Annotated in this window: 17 protein-coding genes; 11 read left to right on the top strand and 6 right to left on the bottom strand. The window is 71.4% G+C overall.

The window, feature by feature from the left end; genetic code table 11:
* Positions 1-19 precede the first annotated feature (19 nt).
* Positions 20-2,839, bottom strand: a complete 2,820-nt coding sequence (gene uvrA, locus WC969_04185; GenBank protein ID MFA6029037.1) for an excinuclease ABC subunit UvrA — start codon at positions 2,837-2,839, stop codon at positions 20-22.
* A complete protein-coding gene (gene nadB, locus WC969_04180) occupies positions 2,836-4,470 on the bottom strand; it encodes an L-aspartate oxidase (protein ID MFA6029036.1) in 1,635 nt (544 codons plus the stop codon). Before nadB ends, uvrA begins: the two co-directional genes overlap by 4 nt.
* 82 nt (positions 4,471-4,552) lie before the next feature.
* On the opposite strand from nadB, the gene WC969_04175 reads away from it, so the two are divergent.
* The 6 genes from WC969_04175 to WC969_04150 all read left to right on the top strand — a co-directional run bounded on the left by WC969_04175 (position 4,553) and on the right by WC969_04150 (position 8,878).
* Positions 4,553-5,077, top strand: a complete 525-nt coding sequence (locus WC969_04175) for a gamma carbonic anhydrase family protein (protein ID MFA6029035.1) — start codon at positions 4,553-4,555, stop codon at positions 5,075-5,077.
* Positions 5,074-5,832 carry a HAMP domain-containing sensor histidine kinase gene (locus WC969_04170; GenBank protein MFA6029034.1) on the top strand — a complete coding sequence of 253 codons (759 nt, stop codon included), beginning with the start codon at positions 5,074-5,076 and terminating at the stop codon, positions 5,830-5,832. Before WC969_04175 ends, WC969_04170 begins: the two co-directional genes overlap by 4 nt.
* A complete protein-coding gene (locus WC969_04165; GenBank protein MFA6029033.1) occupies positions 5,829-6,209 on the top strand; it encodes a response regulator in 381 nt (126 codons plus the stop codon). Before WC969_04170 ends, WC969_04165 begins: the two co-directional genes overlap by 4 nt.
* Positions 6,113-6,922, top strand: a complete 810-nt coding sequence (locus WC969_04160; GenBank protein ID MFA6029032.1) for a hypothetical protein — start codon at positions 6,113-6,115, stop codon at positions 6,920-6,922. The genes WC969_04165 and WC969_04160 overlap by 97 nt, the downstream gene beginning before the upstream one ends.
* Positions 6,923-6,935: 13 nt before the next feature.
* A complete protein-coding gene (locus tag WC969_04155) occupies positions 6,936-8,009 on the top strand; it encodes a tetratricopeptide repeat protein (protein ID MFA6029031.1) in 1,074 nt (357 codons plus the stop codon).
* Positions 8,010-8,296: 287 nt separating this feature from the next.
* Positions 8,297-8,878, top strand: a complete 582-nt coding sequence (locus WC969_04150) for a hypothetical protein (GenBank protein ID MFA6029030.1) — start codon at positions 8,297-8,299, stop codon at positions 8,876-8,878.
* 73 nt (positions 8,879-8,951) lie between these two features.
* On the opposite strand, the gene WC969_04145 is transcribed toward WC969_04150, so the two are convergent.
* From WC969_04145 to WC969_04130, 4 genes are all read right to left on the bottom strand, one after another.
* On the bottom strand, positions 8,952-10,883 hold the full coding sequence (locus WC969_04145; protein ID MFA6029029.1) for a HEAT repeat domain-containing protein: 1,932 nt from the start codon (positions 10,881-10,883) through the stop codon (positions 8,952-8,954).
* 64 nt (positions 10,884-10,947) lie between these two features.
* A complete protein-coding gene (locus tag WC969_04140; protein ID MFA6029028.1) occupies positions 10,948-13,050 on the bottom strand; it encodes a sodium-translocating pyrophosphatase in 2,103 nt (700 codons plus the stop codon).
* A 100-nt stretch (positions 13,051-13,150) separates the two neighbouring features.
* On the bottom strand, positions 13,151-15,160 hold the full coding sequence (locus WC969_04135) for an amino acid permease (protein MFA6029027.1): 2,010 nt from the start codon (positions 15,158-15,160) through the stop codon (positions 13,151-13,153).
* A 39-nt stretch (positions 15,161-15,199) separates the two neighbouring features.
* Positions 15,200-16,336, bottom strand: a complete 1,137-nt coding sequence (locus WC969_04130) for a branched-chain amino acid ABC transporter substrate-binding protein (protein ID MFA6029026.1) — start codon at positions 16,334-16,336, stop codon at positions 15,200-15,202.
* 79 nt (positions 16,337-16,415) lie between these two features.
* Between WC969_04130 and WC969_04125 the strand changes: the two genes are divergently transcribed.
* Genes WC969_04125 through WC969_04105 form a run of 5 tightly spaced genes read left to right on the top strand, consistent with a single transcriptional unit; the run spans position 16,416 to position 21,919 of the window.
* Entirely contained in the window at positions 16,416-16,910 is a 495-nt protein-coding gene (locus tag WC969_04125) for an NADH-quinone oxidoreductase subunit J (GenBank protein MFA6029025.1), read from the top strand.
* Positions 16,907-17,209 carry an NADH-quinone oxidoreductase subunit NuoK gene (gene nuoK, locus WC969_04120; protein MFA6029024.1) on the top strand — a complete coding sequence of 101 codons (303 nt, stop codon included), beginning with the start codon at positions 16,907-16,909 and terminating at the stop codon, positions 17,207-17,209. Before WC969_04125 ends, nuoK begins: the two co-directional genes overlap by 4 nt.
* Positions 17,206-19,074: an NADH-quinone oxidoreductase subunit L gene (nuoL, locus tag WC969_04115; protein MFA6029023.1), complete on the top strand. Its 1,869-nt coding sequence runs from the start codon at positions 17,206-17,208 to the stop codon at positions 19,072-19,074. Before nuoK ends, nuoL begins: the two co-directional genes overlap by 4 nt.
* The gene (locus tag WC969_04110; GenBank protein MFA6029022.1) at positions 19,071-20,528 is read left to right on the top strand and encodes an NADH-quinone oxidoreductase subunit M; all 1,458 of its coding nucleotides are present in this window, start codon (positions 19,071-19,073) and stop codon (positions 20,526-20,528) included. Before nuoL ends, WC969_04110 begins: the two co-directional genes overlap by 4 nt.
* The gene (locus tag WC969_04105; protein ID MFA6029021.1) at positions 20,525-21,919 is read left to right on the top strand and encodes an NADH-quinone oxidoreductase subunit N; all 1,395 of its coding nucleotides are present in this window, start codon (positions 20,525-20,527) and stop codon (positions 21,917-21,919) included. The genes WC969_04110 and WC969_04105 overlap by 4 nt, the downstream gene beginning before the upstream one ends.
* Position 21,920 lies beyond the last annotated feature (1 nt).

Below are 21,920 nucleotides of genomic sequence, written 5' to 3'. Positions count from 1 at the left end.
GAGACGAGCTCCTCGCCGCTTATCGTGCGGCGAGGAGAGGCTTGAGGTAGCGGCCGGTGTGGGACGCCGCGACCGCGGCGACCTTCTCGGGCGTCCCGGCGGCGACGAGGCGGCCCCCGCCGTCGCCGCCCTCGGGGCCGAGGTCCACGACCCAGTCCGAGGTCTTCACGACGTCGAGGTTGTGCTCGATGACGAGCACGGTGTTGCCGGCGTCCACGAGGCGGTGGAGCACGTCGAGGAGCTTCGCGACGTCGTGGAAATGGAGCCCGGTCGTGGGTTCGTCGAGGATGTAGAGCGTGCGCCCGGTGGCCCGGCGGCCGAGCTCCGTGGCGAGCTTCACGCGCTGGGCCTCGCCGCCGGAGAGGGTCGTGGCCGCCTGACCGATCTGGACGTAGGAGAGACCGACGTCGTTGAGGGTCTTGAGCGCGCGCTCGAGGGCCGGGACGGCCGCGAAGAAGACGAAGGCCTCCTCCACCGTCATGCGCAGGACTTCGGCGATGCTCCTCCCCTTGTAGCGCACCTGCAGCGTCTCCTCGTTGAAGCGCTGGCCGTCGCACTCCTCGCATTTCACGTAGACGTCGGGGAGGAACTGCATCGGCGTGCGCAGCGTCCCATCGCCGCTGCAGGCCTCGCAGCGGCCGCCCTTCACGTTGAACGAGAAGCGGCCGGGGCCGTAGCCGCGCCGGCGCGCCTCGGGGACCTGCGAGAAGAGCTCCCGGATGTGGGTGAAGAAGCCGGTGTAGGTCGCCGGGTTCGAGCGCGGGGTGCGGCCGATCGGCGACTGGTCCACGACGACGACCTTGTCGATGTGCTCGATCCCCTCGATGCTCTTGTGCCGGCCCGGCTCCTCCTTCGCGCCGTGGAGCTTCCTCGCGAGCGCCTTGTAGAGGACCTCGTGCACGAGGGTGGACTTCCCCGAGCCCGAGACGCCCGTCACGCAGGCGAAGGTCCCCAGCGGGATCGTCACGTCGATGCCCTGGAGGTTGAACTGCCGCGCGCCGAGGATGCGCAGCGCGCGGCCGGAGCCCGCGCGGCGCTCGGCGCGAGCGCGCACGGAGAGCTCGCCGTTGAGGTAGCGGGCGGTCAGCGAGTCCTTCGAGCGGAGGATCGTCTCGACCGGGCCCTCGGCGACGATGCGTCCACCGTGCACGCCGGCGCCCGGGCCGAGGTCGACGACCCAGTCCGAGGCGCGGATGGTCTCCTCGTCGTGCTCCACGACGACCAGGGTGTTCCCGATGTCGCGCAGGCGCTTGAGCGTGGCGAGCAGACGGGTGTTGTCGCGGGCGTGCAGGCCGATGGAGGGCTCGTCGAGCACGTAGAGGACGCCGGTGAGGCCGGAGCCGATCTGCGTGGCGAGATGGATGCGCTGGGCCTCGCCGCCGGCGAGAGTCTCGGAGCGGCGGTCGAGGGTGAGGTAGTCGAGGCCGACGTTGCGCAGGAACTCGAGGCGGGAGAGGACCTCCTTGAGGATCTGGCGCGCGATGACCTTCTCCTTGGGCCCGAGCTCGAGGGCGCGGAAGAACTCGTGGCTCTTCGCCACGGACATGCGCACGACGTCGATGATGGGGAGCCCTCCCACCTTCACCGCCCAGGCCTCCTTCTTGAGCCGGGCGCCCTTGCAGAGCGGGCAGCCGATGTCGCGCATGAAGCGCTGGCGGATCTCCTCGCGGACGAAGTCGGACTCGGTCTCGGCGATGCGGCGTTCGAGGTTCTTCACGACCCCCTCGAACTCGGAGGGGTTCTTCGCCCAGGAGGCCTTGTAGGTGCCGCCGCCGTTGAGGAGGATCTCGCGCTGGGCGGCGCTGAGCTCCTTGAAGGGGCGGTCGAGCGGGATGCCCTGCTGGCGGCAGACCTGCTCGAGGATCTCGTCGTAGTAGCCCGACCAGGAACGCTTCCAGCGGTGCGTGCGCGTCGTCACCGGGTCGGACCAGGCGGCCAGAGCCCCGTCGCGCACGGAGAGCGCGGGGTCGGGGACGACGAGGTCGACGTCTACGATGGTCTTCACCCCGAGGCCCGCGCACTCCGGGCAGGCGCCGTAGGGCGAGTTGAAGGAGAAGAGGCGCGGCTCGAGCTCGGGGAGGCTGACGCCGCAGTGCGCGCAGGCGTGGTGCTCCGAGAAGAGGCGGTCGTCGACCGCGACCAGGCCTTTCGCTTCCTTGAGGGCGATCTCCACGGAGTCGGCGAGGCGCTCGCGCTCCCCGGCCGAGACCTCCAGGAGGTCGACGAGGAGCTCCACGGTGTGCTTGTCGTAGCGCTTGAGCTTGGGGACCGCGTCGAGCTCGTGGACCTTCCCGTCCACCCGCACCCGGGCGAAGCCGGAACGCTTGAGCCGGGCGAAGAGCTCCTCGTAGGTCCCCTGGCGGCCGCGCACGAGGGGGGAATAGACCGCGACGGTCTTCCCGGCGCAGGTCCGGAGCACTTCGTTGACGATGGCGGAGGCGGACTGCGGGTGGATGCGGCGCCCGCAGTCCGGGCAGTGGGGGACGCCGACGCGCGCGTAGAGCAGCCGCAGGTAGTCGTAGAGCTCGGTCACGGTCGCGACCGTCGAGCGCGGGTTGCGCGAGGGGTTTCGCTGTTCGATGGAGATGGCGGGGGAGAGCCCCTCGATGAGATCGACGTCGGGCTTCTCCATGAGCTCGAGGAACTGCCGCGCGTAGGCGGAGAGGCTCTCCACGTAGCGGCGCTGGCCCTCGGCGTAGAGCGTGTCGAAGGCGAGGCTGGACTTCCCCGAGCCCGAGAGCCCGGTGACCACCGTCATCTTGCCGCGCGGCAGCTCCAGGCGCAGGTCTTTGAGGTTGTGCTGGCGCGCGCCGACGATGCGGATGTTCTCGAGGCTCATGCGGCGCGCGAGCAGCCGCAGTCGACGCGGGGGACCACGAGGGTGTCGCGGCGCTCCGCTTCGCGCGGCTCGGGGTGATCGGTGTTGTAGTGCAGGCCGCGGCTCTCCTTGCGGGAGGAGGCGGAGGCGATGAGGAGCTCCGCGAGCAGGGAGATGTTGCGCAGTTCGACGAGGTCGCGCGACATCGGGTAGTCCCGATAGACCTCCATGACCTCGCGCCGGACGATGCGCATGCGCTCGAGCGCGCTGGAGAGGCGCCGGTCGTTGCGCACGATGCCGACGAAGTTCCAGACGAGGCGCCGGATCTCGTCCCAGTCCTGGAGGATGTAGACGGACTCCTGCTTCGCGGAGGAAGGGGCCGGGCGCCAGGGGTCGGCGGCGGGGAGGGCGTCCCCGCGGACGCGCTCCCAGTCCCGGCCGATGCGGCGGCGCACGCGCTCGGCGAAGACCACTCCTTCGAGCAGGGAGTTCGAGGCGAGGCGGTTGGCGCCGTGCAGTCCCGTGTGCGCGGTCTCGCCGATGGCGTAGAGCCCGGGCAGGGCGGTCGCCCCGTCGCCGTCGACGTCCACGCCGCCGCAGAAGAAGTGCGCGGCCGGCACGACGGGGATCGGGTCTTTCGAGAGGTCGACGCCGGCGCCGAGACAGTGGGCGAAGATGTTCGGGAACCGCTTCTCCAGGAAGTCGCGCGGCCGCGCGGTCATGTCGAGGTAGGCGCACTCGGCGCCGGTGCGCTTGAGCTCCGCGTCGATGGCGCGCGCGACCACGTCGCGGGGTGCGAGGTCCTTGAGCGGGTGCACGCCCTCCATGATCCGGGTCCCGTCGCGGCGGACCAGCACGCCGCCTTCCCCGCGCAGGGCCTCGGAGAGGAGGAAGCGGCGTCCCTGCTCCTCGCGCACGCCCGGGTCGTAGAAGCAGGTGGGATGGAACTGCACGAACTCGAGGTTGGCGAGAGGGACGCCGGCGCGATAGGCCATGGCCATGCCGTCGCCGGTGGCGATGTCGGGGTTGGACGTATAGAGATAGACCTTCCCGGCGCCGCCGCAGGCGAGCACGGTCGCCCGCGCGCGCAGGACCCGGACCTCCCCCGAGGCCGCGTCCAGGACGTAGGCGCCGCGGCAGCGGTTCTCACCCGCCGGGATCTTCGCCGGGCTGTCGTCGAGGAGAAGGTCCACCGCGACGTGGTTCTCGATGAGGCGGACCGAGGGGTGAGCGCGCAGCGACTGCACGAGCGCCCGCTCGATCTCCTTCCCCGTGAAATCGCCCGCGTGCAGCACGCGGCGATGGGAGTGGCCTCCCTCGAGGCCGAGGTCGAGGCGGCGCCGGCTCTCGGAGAAGCGCACGCCCAGCTCGATGAGCTCCTTCACGCGCGCGGGACCGTCGGCGACGACGGAGCGCACGACGCCCTCGCGGCAGAGACCGCCGCCCGTGCGCAAGGTGTCGGCGACGTGGCTCTCGAGGCTGTCGTTCTCGCCCACGACGGCGGCGATCCCGCCCTGCGCGTAGTTCGTCGCCGAATCGGCGGCGGCCTTCTTCGTGACGAGGGCCACCGTGCCGAGCTCGGAGAGTTTGAGGGCCGCGGAGAGACCCGCGATCCCGCTTCCGATGACGAGGAAATCCGACGAAGAATCCATGTTCCGGGGTATTTGACGGAGGAGGAAGGGAATGCTATAAACCCTTCGCCCGTCGATTGTACAAAATGCGGGCGCCACCGACATGATCCGCGCACTGGGAAGCCGCATCCCCCGCCTCCACCGCAGCGCCTTCGTCCACGACTCCGCCGAGGTCTGCGGCGCCGTCCGACTCGGCGCGCGCGCCTCCGTCTGGCCGTTCTGCTCCCTGCGCGGAGACCTCGAACCCATCCTCGTCGGCGAGGGGACCAACGTCCAGGACCTCTGCGCCCTGCACACCAGCGCCGGCCATCCCGTCGTCCTGGGACGGGGGATCACGGTCGGGCACCGCGCGGTGCTCCACGGCTGCCGGGTCGGCGACGGCTCGCTCATCGGCATGGGCGCCGTCGTCCTCGAGGCGGTCATCGGCCGCGAGTGCCTCGTCGGAGCCGGCGCGCTCGTCCTCGGCGGCATGCGGGTCCCTCCGCGGAGCCTCGTGCTCGGCTCTCCGGCGAAGGTCGTGCGGAAGCTGAAGCCCTCGGAGCTGCGCGAGCTGCGCCGCGCCGCGCGGGCCTACCTGCGCCTGGCGCCGCTGCACCGCCGCGACGCGCGGCCGGTGTTCCCCTCATGAGGGCCCTCCTCCTGCTGGCGTGCGGCTTCGCCGCCGGCTGGGCGGCCGCCGCCTGGCGCGCCCGACGGCTCACGCAGACCCGCGCGCGGATGCTGTCCTTCGTCTCGCACGAGCTCAACACCCCCGTGACCTCGCTGCGCATGACGGTCTCCAACTTCCTCAACGGCGTCTTCGGCCCCGTGCCCGAGGAGCAGAAGCCCTGGTTCGACCTGCTCAACGAGCAGATGTCGCGCCTGGGCGCCCTGGTGGGGGACCTGCGGGACTTCATCCACCTCGAGATGCACCGCGACCTCCAGCTCAACCGCGAGCGCGTGCGCCTCTGCGAGCTCTCCCAGAAGGTCGTCGACGAGCTGCGCGAAGGCTTCGCGCGCGCCGACATCGTCCTGCAGGTCGAGGGCCTCGACGCGCTCCCCGAGACCGAAGCCGACCCGGAGCGCATCGAGCGCGTCCTCTTCGCGATGCTGCTGCACGCGCGCAAGTTCCGTCTGCGCGGCCCCGTGCGCGTCCTCACCGCCGCCTCCGGCGCCGCCCGCATCGAGGTCCGCTACGAAGGGCCGAAGCCGGAGCCGGGCTACGCGCAAGCGGCCCTCGACCTCTACTATCCCGCCCGCCGCCCGGAGTCCCAGGTCCTCGCCAGCACGGGGCTCGGACTCGGGCTCGCCGCGCGCGTCGCCGAACTTCACGGGGGGCGCATGACGCTCGAGGTGGACCCGGACGGCCGGGCCGCCATCGCGCTGGAGCTCATCCGATCATGACCCGAATCCTCATCATCGAAGACGACTTCGCGCTCGCCGAGAGCCTTCAGGCGCTGCTCAAGAGCAAGGGCTACGAGGTCTCCTTCGCCCCCGACGGGCTCCAGGGGCTCGAGATGGCGCGCAAGGGAAGGCCCGACCTCATCCTCCTCGACGTGCTCATCCCCCGCGTCAACGGCTACGAGGTCTGCCGCCAGCTGCGCACCGAGCCGAAGACCAAGGAGATCCGCATCGTCATGGTCACGGGCCTCGGCACGATGCGCGACGTCGAAAAGGCCTTCGCCTGCGGCGCCACCGACTACATCATCAAGCCCTTCAACACCGACCGCCTCCTCAAAAAGATCGAGAAGGTGATGGGCTCCGGCCCCACCGCCTCCTGACGCCCCTCCAGGCGCACCGCCGTCTGCTGCGCCGCTTCGGCCCGCAGGGCTGGTGGCCTCTCACGCCTCCCGGCTCCCTGCGCCCCCGCTGCCGTCCCGGAGACCGACGTCCTCCGGGGGAACGGGGGGCGTTCGAGGTCTGCGTCGGCGCGCTGCTCACGCAGAACACGGCCTGGGTCAACGTCGAGCGGGCGCTCGCCGAGCTCCACCGCTCGCGCGTCCTCACTCCGGAGCGGCTCCTGGCGCTCGACGCCCCGCGCCTGCAGCGGCTCATCCGCTCCTCGGGCTGCTTCCGGCAGAAGGCGCGCCGCCTCAAGGACTTCAGCCGGCGCCTGCGCGCGCAAGGGCGGCCGCTGCGCGCATGGCTCAGCGGCCCGCTCGACGTCGTGCGCGCGGAACTGCTCGCGACCCGCGGCATCGGGCCCGAGACCGCCGATTCCATGCTGCTCTACGCGGGGGGCCGGCCGGTCTTCGTCGTCGACGCCTACACGCGCCGCATCGGCGGCCGCGTCGGCTGGCTGGGAGCGTCCTGGGAGTATGACCGGGTGCGCGCCTTCTTCGAGGACGCCCTCCCGCGCTCCGTCCCGGTCTATCAGGAAGCTCACGCCCTCTTCGTCGCGCTGGCGAAGGCGCACTGCCGCACGAAGCCCGTCTGCGAGGGATGTCCGCTGCGCTCCGGCTGCCGGGCGGGAGGGCGGCGGGCGTCGAAATAGGTATCATAGACTCATGGACGCCATCGAGAAGCTGGAAGCGGCGCGCGAAGCGCTCTCTGAGAGTCCGCGCCGGGCGCTATCGCTCCTGCCCCGGGCCGCGGCGCTTCCGCCGGCCCTGCGCCCTGAACGGGATTTCGTCGAGGCCGAGGCGCTGCGCGCGCGCGGCTTCCTCGCCTCCTCCGAGAGCCTCTACGCCGGAGTCCTCTCGCGCCTCACCCCCTCGGAGGACCCCGTCCTCTTCATCGAGTCCTGCCTCGCGCGCGCGGCGGCGCTGCGCAGCCTGGGAAGGACCCGCGAAGCGTCGGGTCTGCTCGCCAAAGCCGGCCGCGCTCCCTGGGCCCGCCGCTTCGCGCATCGGCTGCGTCTCGAGCGCGCCCTCGTCCTGCGCGCCGAGGGACGCCATCGCCCCGCCCTGCGCGAGCTGCGCTCCCTCCTCGCCGGCGCCCTGGACGCGCGGGACGCGCAGGAGGCCGCCTTCCTCCTGTGGGCCATCGGCGGCGCGGAGCGCCTCGAAGGGGAGCTCGAGGCGTCGGTCCGCTCGTTCAAGCGCTCCCGGACGCTCTTCCGCCGCGCCGGAGACCGGCTCGGGGAGGGCTACGCCCTCTTCGGGCTCGCCGGCGTCTCCCGCATCCGGGGCCGCGCGGCCGACTCCGAGCGCTTCTACGCGCGGGCCGCCGCCGTCTTCTCGCAGAGCGAGGACCTCTTCGGCCGCGCCTACGCGTTCTGCGGCCGCGCCAACGCCCTGCGCCAGCTCGGCCGCCTCGACGAGGCGGAGCGCCTCTACCGTTCGGCCTACGGGCTCTACGCCTCCCTCGGCGACGAGGTGGACCTCGCCTATGTCGTCTGGGGACAGGGGAAGATCCTTCTCCAGCGCGGAGCGCTCGCCGGCTCGCGCAGCCTGCTCCTGCGGGCGCTCGGGATGTTCTCGCGAGGGAACGAGACGCGCGGGGTCGTGCTCAGCGAACTCGCGCTCGCGCAGGCGCTCTACGCGCTGGGGAAGGTCCGCCAGGCCGAGGGCCTGAAGAAGCGCGCCGAGGTCCGCGCCGCGCGCGCCGGCCTCCATACCCCGCTGGAAGTCTTCACCTGAGCATCCACTTCTCCGTCGCCGCCGAAGCCCCGCCGCCCCTGCGCGAGCTGCTGGAGGGCATCCCTGCGCGCGGCCTGCGCAGCGCACCCGCCCTCCCGGAGGGGGCCTCCGCCTGGCTCAAGCGTCCCTGGACCTTCCACGTCGACCGGCGCTCCACGCGCCTCACGGAGGTCCGCTTCACGGGGGACCGCTTCGAGGTCGGCGTCCTCGCCGCCGCCGCGCCCGAGGATTGGGAGCTCGCCCTGCGGCTCGTCGAACGCTCGGCGGAGCTCCTGCACGCCCGCGAGGTGGACTGCGACGTCTTCGGGATCCTCCCGTCGGGAGAGCTGCGGGAGATCTTCGCGCCCGCCATCATCGCCGAGCAGGTGCGCTCCGACGCCCGGACGCTGGCCCGGATCGTCGGCGCGGAGCACCGGGTCCTGAAGATCCCGGGGCCGACACGCGACTTCTGCGTGGGACCGCGGCTGATGACGGAACTGGAGGGGGAGGGCTCCGCGGAGCTCTTCCCGCAGCGCCTGCTCAGGGCCATGCGCGCCGTACAATGGGCCGACACCGGGCGCTACCCCGCCGCGGATCTCTACGAGTTCCGGGAGTCCCAGGGGATGGGGACCTGCGCCGCCTGGTACGGCGAGCGCGACGCGCTCCTTCCGGCCGCCGACTTCATCATCCTCCTCACGGGAACCGACGGGCGCTCCGGGCCGGTGGTGCCGTTCCGGCACTTGCGCGAGCTGGCCGGCGAACACTGGAGCTCCCTCGACGAATGCCAGGGCCTCGTGCGCGGATTCGGAGAGGAATGGCCCGAGATCCTGCGCCGTGCGGCCGAGTTCGCGGCCCCCTCCGACGGCACCCCTCCCATCTTCATGGATTGAGCGCCCCCGAGGGGCGCTCAATCCATGGCTTTTTTGAACAAGCCCCAGCCGGGATTTCCTATGGAAATCCCGGCTATTTCAATGTGGCTTTGACGATGTAGTCGCCCGGCTCGAGGCGGTCGAGGACGTCGAGGCCGATGACGACGCGGCCGAAGGCGGTGTAGCGTCCGTCGAGATGCGGCGCGTCGATGAGCGTGATGAAGAGCTGGCAGCCGCCGGTGTCCTTGCCCGCCCTGGGCATCCCCAGGGTCCCCCGCGCGAAGCGCAAAGGAGTGGTCTCGTCGCGCAGGAAGTAGCCGGCGTCGCCCCAGCCGGTGCCGCGGGGGTCCCCGCCCTGCACGACGAAGTTGGGGACGACGCGGTGCCACACCTTCCCGTCGTAGAAGCCCCGTCGCACGAGCGAGACGAGGTTCGCGGAATGCGTGGGGGCCTCCTCGGGAGCGAGCTCGAGGATGAGCTCTCCCTTGCTCGTGAGCAGCGAGACCCGCGTCCCGGGCGCGGGGACGGGCTCCGCGAGGAGCGGGGACGGTGACGGAGCCTCCGGCGCTGGGGCCGGCCGGCCGAGCGCCTTCGCCGCCGCCGCGCGCACGGAAGGCGCGGGGTCCTCGAGCAGACGCTCCCGCCAGCGCTGCAGCTCCGCGGACTTCGGCGCCGTCGCCGCGAGCGCGGACCCGGCCTCGACGAGCGACTCGCGCAGCTCCACGAACTCGCGCGAGAAGGAGAGGCGGTAGCACTCTTCGAGGTCGGGAAGAAGCGAGGGTTCCTTGAGCTTCGCGGCCGCCTCGACGGCGGCGCCGCGGACCTCCAGCGGCGCCGACGCGTCGCGCAGGGCGGTCGAGAGGGCGGCGCGGGACTCCTTCGGCCAGCCCTCGGCGAAGGTCCGCAGCGCGGCGGCGCGCACGCGCACGTCCTCGTCCTTGAGCGCGGCCGCGAGCAGGCGCGGCCCTTCTCTCGGGAGCTTCAGCGCGGACTCCGCGGCGCGCAGGCGCACCCACCAGGAGTTGTCGGAAGCCGCCCTCTTGAGTTCGCGCGCCGCCTTGTCGCCCAGGCGCGCGGAGAGTCCCGCCGCGGCCTCGGCGCGCACGGAGGAGGAGCCGTCGAGGAGCAGCCGCCGCAGGGCCGCAGGGTCGCCTTCGCGGTTCCCGAGGGCTTCGGCCGCGGCCGCGCGCACGCGGGGGGAGGGGTCGGCGAGGGTCCGCGCGGAGATGCGCTCGGCTCCGCCGGCGGCGCGCAGCAGGGCGAGGGCCTCGACGCGGACGCGTTCGTCGCCGTCCTCGAGGCACTCCTCGCCCGCTTCGGCCGGAGCGGCGGCGCCCAGCTTCGAGAGGGAGCGCAGGGAGAAGAGGCGCGCGCGGGGGTCCGACGCGGTGATGGCCTCCGCCAGGGAGCCCGCGGCCTCCTTCGACGGCCAGCGGCTGAAGGCGTAGGCGCAGGCCCAGCGCGAGGGGGACTCCTCGCGCAGGCAGGCGAGAAGCCCCTGCACGGCCGCCGTGGAGTAGGCGGGGACGCGCTCGAGCAGGCGCATGCGGAAGAGCGCGAGGGCCGCGGCCTCGCGGACCGCGGGGTCCTTTTCGCGCAGGAGCCGGGCCGCCCAATCCTGCTCGTCGGCCCCTCCCGCGCGCCCGAGGGCGTCGAGGGCGGCGAGACGCACGGCGGCGGCCGGGTCTTCGAACGCCTCCTCGAGGGCCTCCGTCACGGCCCCGGAGGCCGGAGAGGTGCTCTCCGCGGCGACGAGGCCGACGGAGAAGGCGGCGTCCGAGCGCACGCGCGCGGAGTCGTCGCGCAGAGCGCGCAGAAGGCCGTCGAGATAGCCGGCGGAGCCGATGCGCCCCATCGCGCGGGCGGCGCGGGCGCGGCGCTCGGCGGAGGCGTCGCTCAGGGCCGTGCGCAGGAGCGCGGAATCCGGCTCGCGCAGGTCCTCCGCCGTGCGCAGGTCGGCGTCGGGCGCGGCGGTCTGCCCCGAGAGGGGGGAGGCGGCGAGAAGCAGCAGGAGGAGCGTCGTCATGCGCTCAGTCTATAAAAAGAAGAGGCCGGGCGGCACGAGCCGCCCGGCCTCCCTGCGCTCCGACTCAGATGAAGAGCGGAGCGAGGACCAGCGTGACCGTCGAGAGCAGCTTGATGAGGACGTGCAGCGAAGGGCCGGCGGTGTCCTTGAGCGGGTCGCCGACGGTGTCGCCCACGACCGCGGCCTTGTGGGCCGGAGAGCCCTTGCCCCCGAAGGCGCCGAGCTCGATGTACTTCTTGGCGTTGTCCCACGCGCCGCCGCCGTTGTTCATCATGGTCGCCATCAGGATGCCGGTGATGGTGCCGACCATGAGCAGGGCCGCGACCGCCTCGGCGCCGATGCCGAAGAGCTTGAAGAAGAGGCCGACGGCCACCGGCATGCCGACGGCGAGGATGCCGGGAAGGATCATCTCCTTGAGCGCGCCGGTCGTGACGATGTCGACGCAGCGGCCGTAGTCGGGCTCCTCGGTCCCCTTCATGATGCCCGGCTTCTCGCGGAACTGGGCGCGGACGTCGTTGATGACGAAGTAGGCCGCCTTGCCCACCGCGCGGATGGCCAGCGAGCTGAACAGGAAGACGAGCATCGCGCCGAGCAGGCCGCCGACGAAGACCTCCATCTTGGCGATGTCCACGCTGTGGAAGGCCTTCCCGGTGAGGAGCGTCACCTCGTCGAGGTAGGCCGAGAACAGCAGGAACGCGGCCAGGGCGGCCGAGCCGATGGCGTAGCCCTTCGTGAGCGCCTTGGTCGTGTTGCCCACCGCGTCGAGCCGGTCGGTGCGGCGGCGGATGTCCTCGGCCTGATGGCTCATCTCCACGATGCCGCCGGCGTTGTCGGTGATGGGCCCGAAGGTGTCCATCGCCAGGATGTAGGCGCAGGTCGAGAGCATGCCCATCGTCGCGATGGCCGTGCCGTAGAGGCCCGCCGAGGAGCGGGTGATCCCCTCGACGCCCGTGAGCGCCTGGATGCCGCAGTGGTAGGCGCCGAGCAGGGCGACCGAGATGGCCACGACCGGCAGGGCCGTACATTCGAGCGCGACCGCGAAGCCGGAGATGATGGTGGTCGCCGGCCCCGTCTGGCAGGCCTCCGCGATCTCCTTGACCGGACGGTACTTGTACTCGGTGTAATACTGCGTGATGAGCACGAACGCGTAGCTCGTCAGGATGCCGATGACGCCGGCGCCGAAGAGCCAGAGGTTGTTCTTGAGCAGCCAGTGCACCGCTCCGTAGAAGCCGACGATGGCGAGAACCGTGGTGACGTTGTAGCCGCGATTGAGGCTGTGCATCGGGTCGGTCTCGTCTTCCTTGACCGACACCGACATGACGCCGACCGCCGCCGCGATGAGGCCGAAGGCGCGCGCGACGAGGGGGAAGAGGATGCCCTCGATGCCGAAGACCGGGTAGAGCGCGGTGCCGAGGATCATGGCTCCGACGTTCTCGGCCGCCGTCGACTCGAAGAGGTCCGCGCCGCGGCCCGCGCAGTCGCCGACGTTGTCTCCCACGAGGTCGGCGATGACCGCGGGGTTTCGCGGGTCGTCCTCGGGGATGCCGGCCTCGACCTTGCCGACGAGGTCGGCGCCGACGTCGGCGGCCTTCGTGTAGATGCCGCCGCCGAGCTGAGCGAAGAGAGCCACGAACGACGCGCCGAAGCCGAAGCCGACGATCTTCAGCGGGACGAGCTTCATGACCTCGGGGTCGCCGGTGTTCCCGCCCAGGAGGTAGAAGAGCCCGCCCACGCCGAGGAGGCTCATGGAGACGACGGTGAGGCCGCTGACCGCCCCTCCGCGCAGGGCCGTCTGGAGGGCGTCGTTGAGGCTCTTGCGGGCGGCCGACGCGGCCCGGATGTTCGAGCGGATCGAGATGTACATCCCGATGTAGCCCGCCAGGCCCGAGCAGAAGGCGCCGAGGATGAAGGAGAGCGAGGTCTGCCAGGCGGTGGTCATGTTCCCCTGCACGCCGGCGTAGACCGCGAACATCACGACCGCGAGGGCGATCGCGAGCATCGCGATGGTCTTGTTCATCCGTCGGAGGAACGCTTCGGCGCCGGCCTTGATGGCGTCCGAGATCTTGCGCATCTCGGGGGTGCCGTCGTCGCGGCGCAGGACGTTATGGGCGAGCCAACCGGCGAAGGCCAGGGACAGGAGGCTGATGACGAGGACTAGCGCAAGCATTCATGTGCTCCTTGACGCGATATGCATACACCTTTTATAGGTGCATGATTATACATTATACCATCAAAAACGAGATAATGAACGCTCGTTCATTTTTGATTCAGGAGAGCGGGAGCTCGGTGCGGCCGCCGTCCGGCCGGAGGATGATGAATTTCACGGGGTGCTGACGGCTCTGGGCGATCGCGCCCCAGGCCATCGCGAGACGTTCGAGCTGGGTCTCGCCGCTCATGACGTTGGACGCCCCCATGACGACGGTCTGGGCGCCGACCGTCTGCGCGGCCTGGGCGATGGCGAGGAAAGGGTCGCTCGCGACGACGAGGAGGGGGACCACCGGCTTGCCGTGCTTCTCCGAGAGCGCGACCACCTGGGTGAAGAGGAGCTCCTCCTCCGGGCTCATGCGCTCGACCTCTCCGCCGAGCATGATGCCGCCGGCCCGGCGCGCGTGGAGGACGATGACCTCGCTCTCGTCGGTGTCCGTCGACTCGAGGAGCTTGTGGAGGGCATGCATGTGGACGCCGTCGCGCAGGGCGAGGAGGATGCGGCGGGGAAGCTGCACGTCGTCGAGGACGCCGTGGAGGTCGCCCTGCTGCAGCAGGTTCAGCTTCTCGCGATGCTCGGCGGAGAGCGCCTTGCGCCGGTTCATGCTCTCCGAGACCACGAAGACGACGTAGAAGACCGCCGTGAAGGCGAGTCCCCAGACCGTCGCCACCTTCTTCGTGAACAGGTTCGTGAGCGCGACGCCCAGGAGGAACACGAAGATGAGGCCGATGCCGAGCGGGAGCTGGAGCGTCCCAAGACGCAGGTTCAAGGGGACCATCCACTCGCGCGGGGTGCGGTCCTTGAAGCGCAGGGCGATGACCGAGGCCGCCATGAACACGAAGCTCCAGATGACGCCGAACGCGTACGCCTCTCCGAGCAGGTAGACGTCGCCGCGGCTGGCGACGATCGTGACGAGCTGGAGCGCGACCACGAGGTTGATCGTGCGGTGCGTGGTCCCGTACTTCGGATGCAGCCAGCGGAACCAGTCGGCGAGGATGCCGTCCTCGGCGACGCGGTTGAGCACGCCGTTGGCGCCGACGATGGCGGTGTTGACGGCGCCGGAGAGGATGAGGGCGCCGACGATGACGACGAAGGCCTGGAGGAGGAGCAGGGCGCGATGCGGACCTTCCTGGAACATCGCCAGGCCGGCGAGCAGGTTGTCGAGGTAGCGGCCGCGCTCGCCGTCCGGGATGATGGAGGAGGCCAGGAAGGTGGAGCCCACGGTGAGCGTGAACGCGAAGAGGAAGATGAAGAGGGCCGCCCGCTTGAGATTGACGTGCTTCGGGGCCTCCATCTCGCGGTAGACCTGCGCCAGCGACTCGAGCCCGCTGAGGCCCAGGAAGGAGTGCCCGATGGCGACGAAGACGCCGGCCGCCCCGATCGTGCGGACCCAGTCCTGCCCGTCGAGCCAGCCGAGCGCCTCGGGCCGGAAGGAGAGGGTGAAGGGGGGCAGGGAGAAGCCCCGGGACCACAGGGTCCAGGCGCTCCAGCCGAAGACGACCAGCGCCATCACGGACGTCAGCTGGATGATGAAGAGCGATTTTCCGGAGGACTCCTCGATGCCGATGATGTTCTGGCGCCAGAAATAGACTGTCACGACCACGGCGAAGATCATCGAGAACAGATGGGGGTCCACGTGCCAGCCGATGCGCAGCACCGGGAAGGCCGTGTTGAGCAGCCCGGCGAGATACTGCCCGGCGGAGACGCTGGAGATGGGTCCGGTGAGGACGTAGTCGAACATGAGGGCCGAGACCGCGATCTTCGCCAGCGGGGCCCCCATCGACTGGCGGACGACCTTATAGACGCCCCCGCGCACGAACATGCTCGAGGACTCGAGGTAGACCGCGAGCATGCAGGCCGAGAAGGCCATCACCGCCAGTATGAACCAGGGGGCGGAGCGGCCGATGGCCTGCTCGGCGATGCCGCCCGCGTAATACGCCGAGGAGGCCATGTCGCAGAGCACGATGGACCCTGCGCGCCAGAAGGAGATGAAGGAGAGCATGGCGGTCGTCATCACGACGACGCCGCCGACGCGCCTGGAGACTCCTGTGGGCTTCTCGGGAGGGGCCATGGGGTGGGCGGGGACTATATCACGGCCCCGCCGGGGGAGTCAATCGACGGGGACGAAGCGTCCTTTCGAGGCCCGATAGAGGGTCACGCTGCGCAAAGTCGTATCGCCCTTCCGATCGAAGGAGGTCGTGCCGGCGAGGCCGCGCCAGCGCGTCCCCCGCAGGGCCTCGAGCAGGGGGCCGCGCTGGGGTCCCGCGCGGCGCAGGGCCTCGAGCGCGATGGAGGCCGCGTCGTAGGCGAAGACGTCGAAGGGGCCCGGCTCGGCGCCGGGGTACCTGCGCCGGTACGCGTCGAGGAACTCGGCGCCCCGGTCGAGCTTCTCGAGCGGCCGGCCCGGGGCGGTGAAGAGGGCGCCTTCGGCGGCGTCGCCGGCGAGGGAGAAGACCTCGACCGCGCGCGCGCCGTCTCCGGCGAGGAAGGGGACCTTGAGCCCGGCGCGGCGCGCCTGCGCGAGCAGGAGCCCGAACTCGGGATAGGCGCCGCCGAAGAAGACCGCCTCGGGGCGGTCGGCTCGGACCTTCTCGACGAGCCCGCCGTAGTCGCGCGCGCCCACGGGGACCCCGCGCAGGCCGGCGACGCGGCCTCCCGAACGCTCGAGGCGCCGCGCGAACTGCTCGGAGAGGTTGCGGCCGTAGGGGGTCCCGTCGTGGAGGACCGTGAAGCGGCGCAGCCCCCGGTCGACGGCGGACGCGGCCGCGCGGTCGGCCTGGAGCTCGTCGGTCGGCACGAGCCGGAAGACGTTGCGGGGGCCGGGCCAGCCCGGCTCGAGCTGCGCCGCCGTCAGGCGCGGGTGCGTGGCCGCCGGCGTGAGCATCGCGAGGGAGCCGGCGGCGTAGATCGGCGCGGCCGCCAGCGAGCAGCCGGAAGTGTAGTGGCCGATCACGGCGACGACCCGGGGGTCGGCGAGGATGAGGCGGGCCGCGCGCACGGCCGTGTCGGGCTCGGCGCGGTCGTCGAAGGCGACGACCTCGACGGGCACGGGCAGGCCTCCCTGCGCACGGGCGTGCTCCACGGAGAGCTCGACCGCCCGGCGGACGCCCTGCCCGCCCGCGCTGAGGTCCCCGGTCAGGGGGACGGCGACCGCGATGCGGGCGACGCGCGGCTCGGGGGAGCAGGCCGCGGCCCACGCAAGGAGGGGGAGGAGCGCGAGGAGGGGGAGGGCGCGACGCGGCTTCATCGGGGGGGCTTTATATCAAATACGACGAGGTCTCCGCGCGTTTCTTGCTCCCTGCGCGCGAATTTCGGATAATGCGTGCGTGATTACGGCCGCAGTCGCCGTCTGCGCCGCCGCGGCGATCCTCTTCGCCGTCCTCGCCCTCTTCCAGCGCTCGCTCTACGGCAGCGCGCTCTGCCTCCTGGTCGTCCTCCTGCAGGTCGCCGCCCTCTACTTCCTGCTCGGCGCCCGCCTCCTCGGCCTCCTGCAGGTCCTGATCTACGCCGGCGCGGTCATGGTCCTCATCGTCATCGCGGTCATGGCCTCCGCCCCGCGCGTCGAGAAGCTCTGGGCCGACGGACCGCCGCGCTCGCTGGCGTGGGTCGCGCTGGCGGTCCCGCTCCTCGAGCTCCTGGTCCTGGCGCCGCTCGCGCGAGACGCCGCTCCGGCGCTGCCTCCGGCGGCCGCACTGGAGCGCGGCACCGCCCTCCTCCTTTTCGGGCCCTACGCCCCGCTCACCGAGGCCCTCGGACTCCTCGTGCTGGTCGCGGCGCTCGCCGTCGTCCGCGAGCGTCCCGACGAGGGAGCGGGCCGATGAGCGCGTCCTTCTGCGTCCAGGCGGCGGCCGCCCTCCTCTTCCTCATCGGAGCCGCCTTCATCGTCCTGCGTCGTCAGCTCATCGCCATGCTCATCGGCCTCGAGCTCATGATCAACGCCGCGAACCTGGTCCTCGTCCAGGCGGCGCTCGCGCGCGGTGACGCCCGCGGACTCGCCGTGGCGCTCCTGGTCCTCGCGGCGGCGGCGGCGGAGGCCGTGGTCGGCATCGTCCTCGTCCTCGAGCTCGACCGCGCGGGCCGGCCGGCCGAGACCCAGGCGCTCGAGGAGCTTCAGGGATGACGCCCGGAACACTGGACCTCCTCGCCGTCCGGACCCTCTTCGCCGCCCCCGTCCTGGCCCTGCTCGCGGGCTATTTCCTCTTCGGCGGGCGCTGGTCCCGCCGGGCGCACTGGCCGCCGCTCCTCTCCTGCGCCGCGGTCGCGGCCTCGGCGCTCTGGCTCGCGTGGCAGGTCCGCCACGGCCTGGTCATCGACTCGACCGCCTGGCGCTGGCTCTCCGCCGGCTCCTTCTCGGTCGACTTCGGGGTCCGCATCGACGGGCTGAGCGCCTCGGTGCTCGCGATGGTCAGCGTCGTGGGCGCCCTCATCCACGTCTACGCGGTCGGCTACATGCAGGGCGACGAGGGCTATGCCCGCTTCTTCCTCTACTTCCACTTCTTCCTCCTGTCGATGGTCGGGCTGCTCGTCTCCAACAGCTACCTCCAGATGTACCTGTTCTGGGAAGGGGTCGGCCTCGCCTCCTTCCTCCTCATCGGCTTCTGGTCGCACAAGGAGAGCGCCCGGCGCGCGGCCTGGAAGGCCTTCCTGGTCAATCGCATCGGCGACGTGGGCTTCATGCTCGCGGTCCTCCTTCTGCTCCGCGCGCTCGGGACGACGCGCTTCGAGGAGGTCTTCGCGCGCGTCGGAGAGCTCTCGCCCGCTCTCGCCCTCGCCGTGGCCGGGCTCCTCTTCTGGGGCGCCTCAGCCAAGTCGGCCCAGTTCCCGCTCCATGTCTGGCTGCCCGACGCGATGGAGGGCCCCACGCCGGTCTCCGCGCTCATGCACGCGGCCACGATGGTCACCGCCGGGGTCTTCCTCATGGCCCGCTCCATGCCGCTCCTCTCTCGCGCGCCCGCGGTCATGACCGCCATGGTCGTCGTCGGGCTGGCGACGGCGCTCGGCGCCGCGGTCGTGGCAGCCACGCGCCGCGACCTCAAGCGCATCCTCGCCTACTCGACGGTGAGCCAGCTCGGCTTCATGATGACGGCGCTCGGGACCGGGAACCTCTTCGGCGCGGTCTTCCATCTCATCACGCACGGTTTCTTCAAGGCCCTCCTCTTCCTCTGCGCGGGCAGCGTCATCCACGCCCTCCACGACGACCTGCACGGCGCGACGAGCGCGACGGTCGACGACGCCGGAGGGCTCTCGAGGCAGATCCCGGTGACGACCGGCGCCTTCCTCCTGGGCGCGCTCGCCCTCGCCGGGGTCCCGCCCCTGGCCGGCTTCTTCAGCAAGGACTGCATCCTCGAGGGCGCCCACGCCGCGGGCCCGGTCCCCTTCCTCCTCGCGCTCTGCGTCGCGGCCGGCTCGGCCGTCTACATCTTCCGCATGCTCTTCCTCGTGTTCTTCGGCGAGCGCCCCGAACAGCGCGGCCCGCGCTCCCACGGCCACGAGCCGGGCCTGCGCATGAAGATCCCGGTCCTGACGCTCGCGCTCTGCAGCGCGGCCGCCGGCGCGCTCGGCGGCCCGGTCGCGGCGATGCTCGGCGTCGAGGCGCCCGTCCTCGACCTCGCCGTCTCGCTGAAGGCGCTGACCTTCGCGGGCTTCGGCTTCGCCGCGGCCTGGGTCCTCACCACCGCGCGCCCATCCTTCGACTGGGAGTGGCGCCGCCGCCGCCCCGGCCTCGAGCGCCTCGTCGACTCCGAGTTCGGCTGCCAGACCTTCACGACGGCGCTCGCGCGCGCAGGAGGAGACTTCGCCGCCTTCCTCGCCGACGCCTGGGAGCGCCGACGCTGGGACCCCTTCACCGAAGCCCTGGGAGACACCTGCGCCGGCCTGGGCGAAGGCCTCTCCGCCGTCGCCCGCGGACGCCTCAACGAATACGTCTGGTGGATGGTTCTGGGCGCCGCGGTCCTCGCTTCCACCGTCGTGGTGAGGACCCTGTGACCCTCTCCCTGACCACTCTCTGGCTCGCGCCCGCCCTCGCCGTCCCGGCGGTCTGGGCCATGCCCGGACGCCGTTCGGCGCGCTGGGCCGCGGTCCTCGTCTCCGCCGCGCTGCTCGCCTACGCGCTCTTGCTCCTCGTCCCGTATTCCGCCGGGAGCGGCCTCCTGCGCCTCGAGGAGCTCGGCGGCGCCGGCCTCCTCGGCATCCGCTACCACCTCGCCGTCGACGGCATCGCCCTCACCCTGTGCTGGCTCACCGCCCTCCTCACCGTGCTCGGCCTCCTCGCCTCCTGGAAGCTCGAGGTCCCGCCCGCCTACTGGGCCTCCTTCCTCGCGCTCGAGGCCGCGCTCATGGGCATCTTCACCTCCCGCGACCTCTTCTACTTCTATGTCTTCTGGGACGTCGCCCTCGTCCCGATGTTCTTCATCATCGGACTCTGGGGCTCCGAGAACCGCCGCAAGGCGGCCTACAAGTTCTTCCTTTACACCTTCCTGGGGAGCATGTCCCTGCTGATCGGCCTCGTCGCCCTCGTCACGCTCCACCACGGAGCGACCGGCATCTGGACCTGGGACATGGGCGAGCTGGCGCGCTCGCCGATCCCGCCGTCCGCCGTCCCCTGGATCTACGCGGCCCTCGCGCTCGGCTTCGCGGTCAAGATCCCGGTGTTCCCGCTGCACAACTGGCTCCCCGACGCGCACACGGAGGCCCCGGCGGCCGGCTCCGTCCTCCTCGCCGGCTCCATGCTCAAGATGGGCGTCTTCGGCTTCATGCGCGTGCTCCTGCCGGTCTTCCCCGAGATGAGCGCGGACGTCCTGCCCTGGCTCGGCGGGCTCGGCGCGGTCAACATCGTCTACGGAGCGCTCTGCGCGATGGCGCAGAAGGACCTCAAGCGCCTCGTCGCCTTCACGAGCGTGAGCCACATGGGCTTCTGTCTCCTGGGCCTCTACTCGCTGACGCCGCAAGGCGTCTGCGGAGCGGCCCTGCAGATGCTCAACCACGGCCTCTCGACCGGAGGGCTCTTCCTCCTCGTGGGCTTCCTCTACGAGCGCACGCACCGGCGCGGGCTGGGGGACTTCGGCGGGCTCTCCGAGCGGGCGCCGATGCTGACGTTCTTCTTCGCGTTCATCCTCCTCTCCTCGATCGGCATGCCCGGGCTCAACGGCTTCGTCGGAGAGGTCCTCACGCTCGCCGGCATGGCGAAGGCCTCCCGTCCCCTCGCGGCGGTCGGAGCGCTCGGAGCCGTGCTCGCCGCGGCCTACGGCCTGCCCGCCTTCCAGAAGGTGTTCTGGGCCCCCGAAGGTCCCCGCTCCGTCTCCTCGAAGGTGACGGAGCTCGACGCCCGCGAGAAGGCGATCCTCTGGACGCTCACCGTCCTCATCCTCTGGCTCGGGCTTTATCCGAAGCCGGTCATGGAGCTCCTGGACCCCGCCGTCCAGGCGCTCGCCCAGCGATGAACGCCCTCGCCGACCCGACCCTCTCGCTCCTCCTTCCGCAGGCCGCGTGCGCGCTGGGTCTCGTCCTCGTGCTCCTGCTGGGCATGCGCCCCGGAGGAAGGGACGGCTTCGCGCTCGAGCGCTGGGTCGCGGCGCTGGCCGCCGCCGCCGGGCTGCTCCTCGTCCTGCGGGTCCCCTCCGGCGGGGAGACGGAGCTCTTCCGCGCCGACGGGATGAGCAAGGCCTGGCAGATCCTCTTCCACCTGGGCACGCTGGCGCTGTTCGCGGTCCTTCGTCCGCGCGGAGAGCGCCCGCTCGCGCTGGCCCTGGCCGCGCTGCTCGGCATGGACACGATCGCCTCCGCCAACCATCTCTTCGCGCTCTTCCTCGGGCTCGAGCTGACCAGCCTGCCGACCTATCTGCTCGTGGCGGGCCTGCGGCCGGGACGACGGTCGCTCGAGGCGGCGCTGAAGTACTTCTTCGCGGGCGCAGCGGCGTCCGCCCTCTTCCTCATGGGCCTCGCGCTGCAGTACGCCGCGACGGGCTCCTTCTCCTTCGCCGGCGGCCTGCCCGGAGCGGCGTCGGGGCTCGCGCTCGCCCTGATGGGCTCCGCCGCGCTCTTCAAGATCGGCGCCTTCCCGTTCCACTTCTGGCTCCCCGACGTCTACGAGGCCGCCGAGCCCGAGCTCACCGCCTGGATGTCCACGGCGGTGAAGGCGGCCGGCGTCCTCATCCTGCTCCGCATCCTCGGCGGCCACGCCGACTTCGACCTCCCCGACCTCTCGCGCTGGCTGCCGGCCGTCGCCGTCGCCACGATGACCTTCGCCAACCTCATCGCTCTGCGCCAGTCGGACGTCCGCCGCCTGCTCGCCTACTCCTCGGTCTCCCATGTCGGCTACCTCACGGCTGCGGTCTGGGCCTGGCAGACGGGGGGGATGCCGGGCGACGCGCTCGCCACGGTGTACTTCTATCTCTTCGCCTACCTCTTCATGAACACCGGGGCCTTCCTCTTCCTGCGCCTCTGCGGCATCCGTGAGCTCGAGGAGCTGCGCGGCTTCGGCTCCCGCGCCCCGCTCCTGGCCGGCGTCTTCGCCCTGATGGTCTTCTCCCTGGCCGCGCTCCCGCCGACGACGGGCTTCCTGGCGAAGTTCTTCGTCGTCTGGGACCTGCTCAAGGCGGGGGGGACGGGTCTCGCGGTCGCCGTCGTCGTGAACAGCCTCGTGGGCGCGGGCTATTATCTCAACCTCATCCGCCTCATGACGCTCGAGCCCGCCGGGCCCCGCACCGCGCCGGCGCCCGGACGCACGGCCCCCGCGGCGGCGCTCGTGCTCCTGGCATGCGCGGCGTTCACGGCAGGCTTCGGCCTCGTGCCGGGACTGCGGGAGTGGCTGGCGGCGTTCCTGATCCTCTGAC

This window comes from Elusimicrobiota bacterium (assembly GCA_041660925.1).
In the GTDB taxonomy this organism is placed as follows: domain Bacteria; phylum Elusimicrobiota; class Elusimicrobia; order UBA1565; family UBA1565; genus JBAZUV01.
This window is presented reverse-complemented; position numbering and strand designations above follow the sequence as displayed.

Excerpts from the sequence above, each read along its gene's own strand:
- uvrA (MFA6029037.1), bottom strand. The coding sequence starts at position 2,839 with ATGAGCCTCGAGAACATCCGCATCGTCGGCGCGCGCCAGCACAACCTC.
- nadB (MFA6029036.1), bottom strand. The coding sequence starts at position 4,470 with ATGGATTCTTCGTCGGATTTCCTCGTCATCGGAAGCGGGATCGCGGGT.
- WC969_04175 (MFA6029035.1), top strand. The coding sequence starts at position 4,553 with ATGATCCGCGCACTGGGAAGCCGCATCCCCCGCCTCCACCGCAGCGCC.
- WC969_04170 (MFA6029034.1), top strand. The coding sequence starts at position 5,074 with ATGAGGGCCCTCCTCCTGCTGGCGTGCGGCTTCGCCGCCGGCTGGGCG.
- WC969_04165 (MFA6029033.1), top strand. The coding sequence starts at position 5,829 with ATGACCCGAATCCTCATCATCGAAGACGACTTCGCGCTCGCCGAGAGC.
- WC969_04155 (MFA6029031.1), top strand. The coding sequence starts at position 6,936 with ATGGACGCCATCGAGAAGCTGGAAGCGGCGCGCGAAGCGCTCTCTGAG.
- WC969_04145 (MFA6029029.1), bottom strand. The coding sequence starts at position 10,883 with ATGACGACGCTCCTCCTGCTGCTTCTCGCCGCCTCCCCCCTCTCGGGG.
- WC969_04140 (MFA6029028.1), bottom strand. The coding sequence starts at position 13,050 with ATGCTTGCGCTAGTCCTCGTCATCAGCCTCCTGTCCCTGGCCTTCGCC.
- WC969_04135 (MFA6029027.1), bottom strand. The coding sequence starts at position 15,160 with ATGGCCCCTCCCGAGAAGCCCACAGGAGTCTCCAGGCGCGTCGGCGGC.
- WC969_04130 (MFA6029026.1), bottom strand. The coding sequence starts at position 16,336 with ATGAAGCCGCGTCGCGCCCTCCCCCTCCTCGCGCTCCTCCCCCTCCTT.
- nuoK (MFA6029024.1), top strand. The coding sequence starts at position 16,907 with ATGAGCGCGTCCTTCTGCGTCCAGGCGGCGGCCGCCCTCCTCTTCCTC.
- nuoL (MFA6029023.1), top strand. The coding sequence starts at position 17,206 with ATGACGCCCGGAACACTGGACCTCCTCGCCGTCCGGACCCTCTTCGCC.
- WC969_04105 (MFA6029021.1), top strand. The coding sequence starts at position 20,525 with ATGAACGCCCTCGCCGACCCGACCCTCTCGCTCCTCCTTCCGCAGGCC.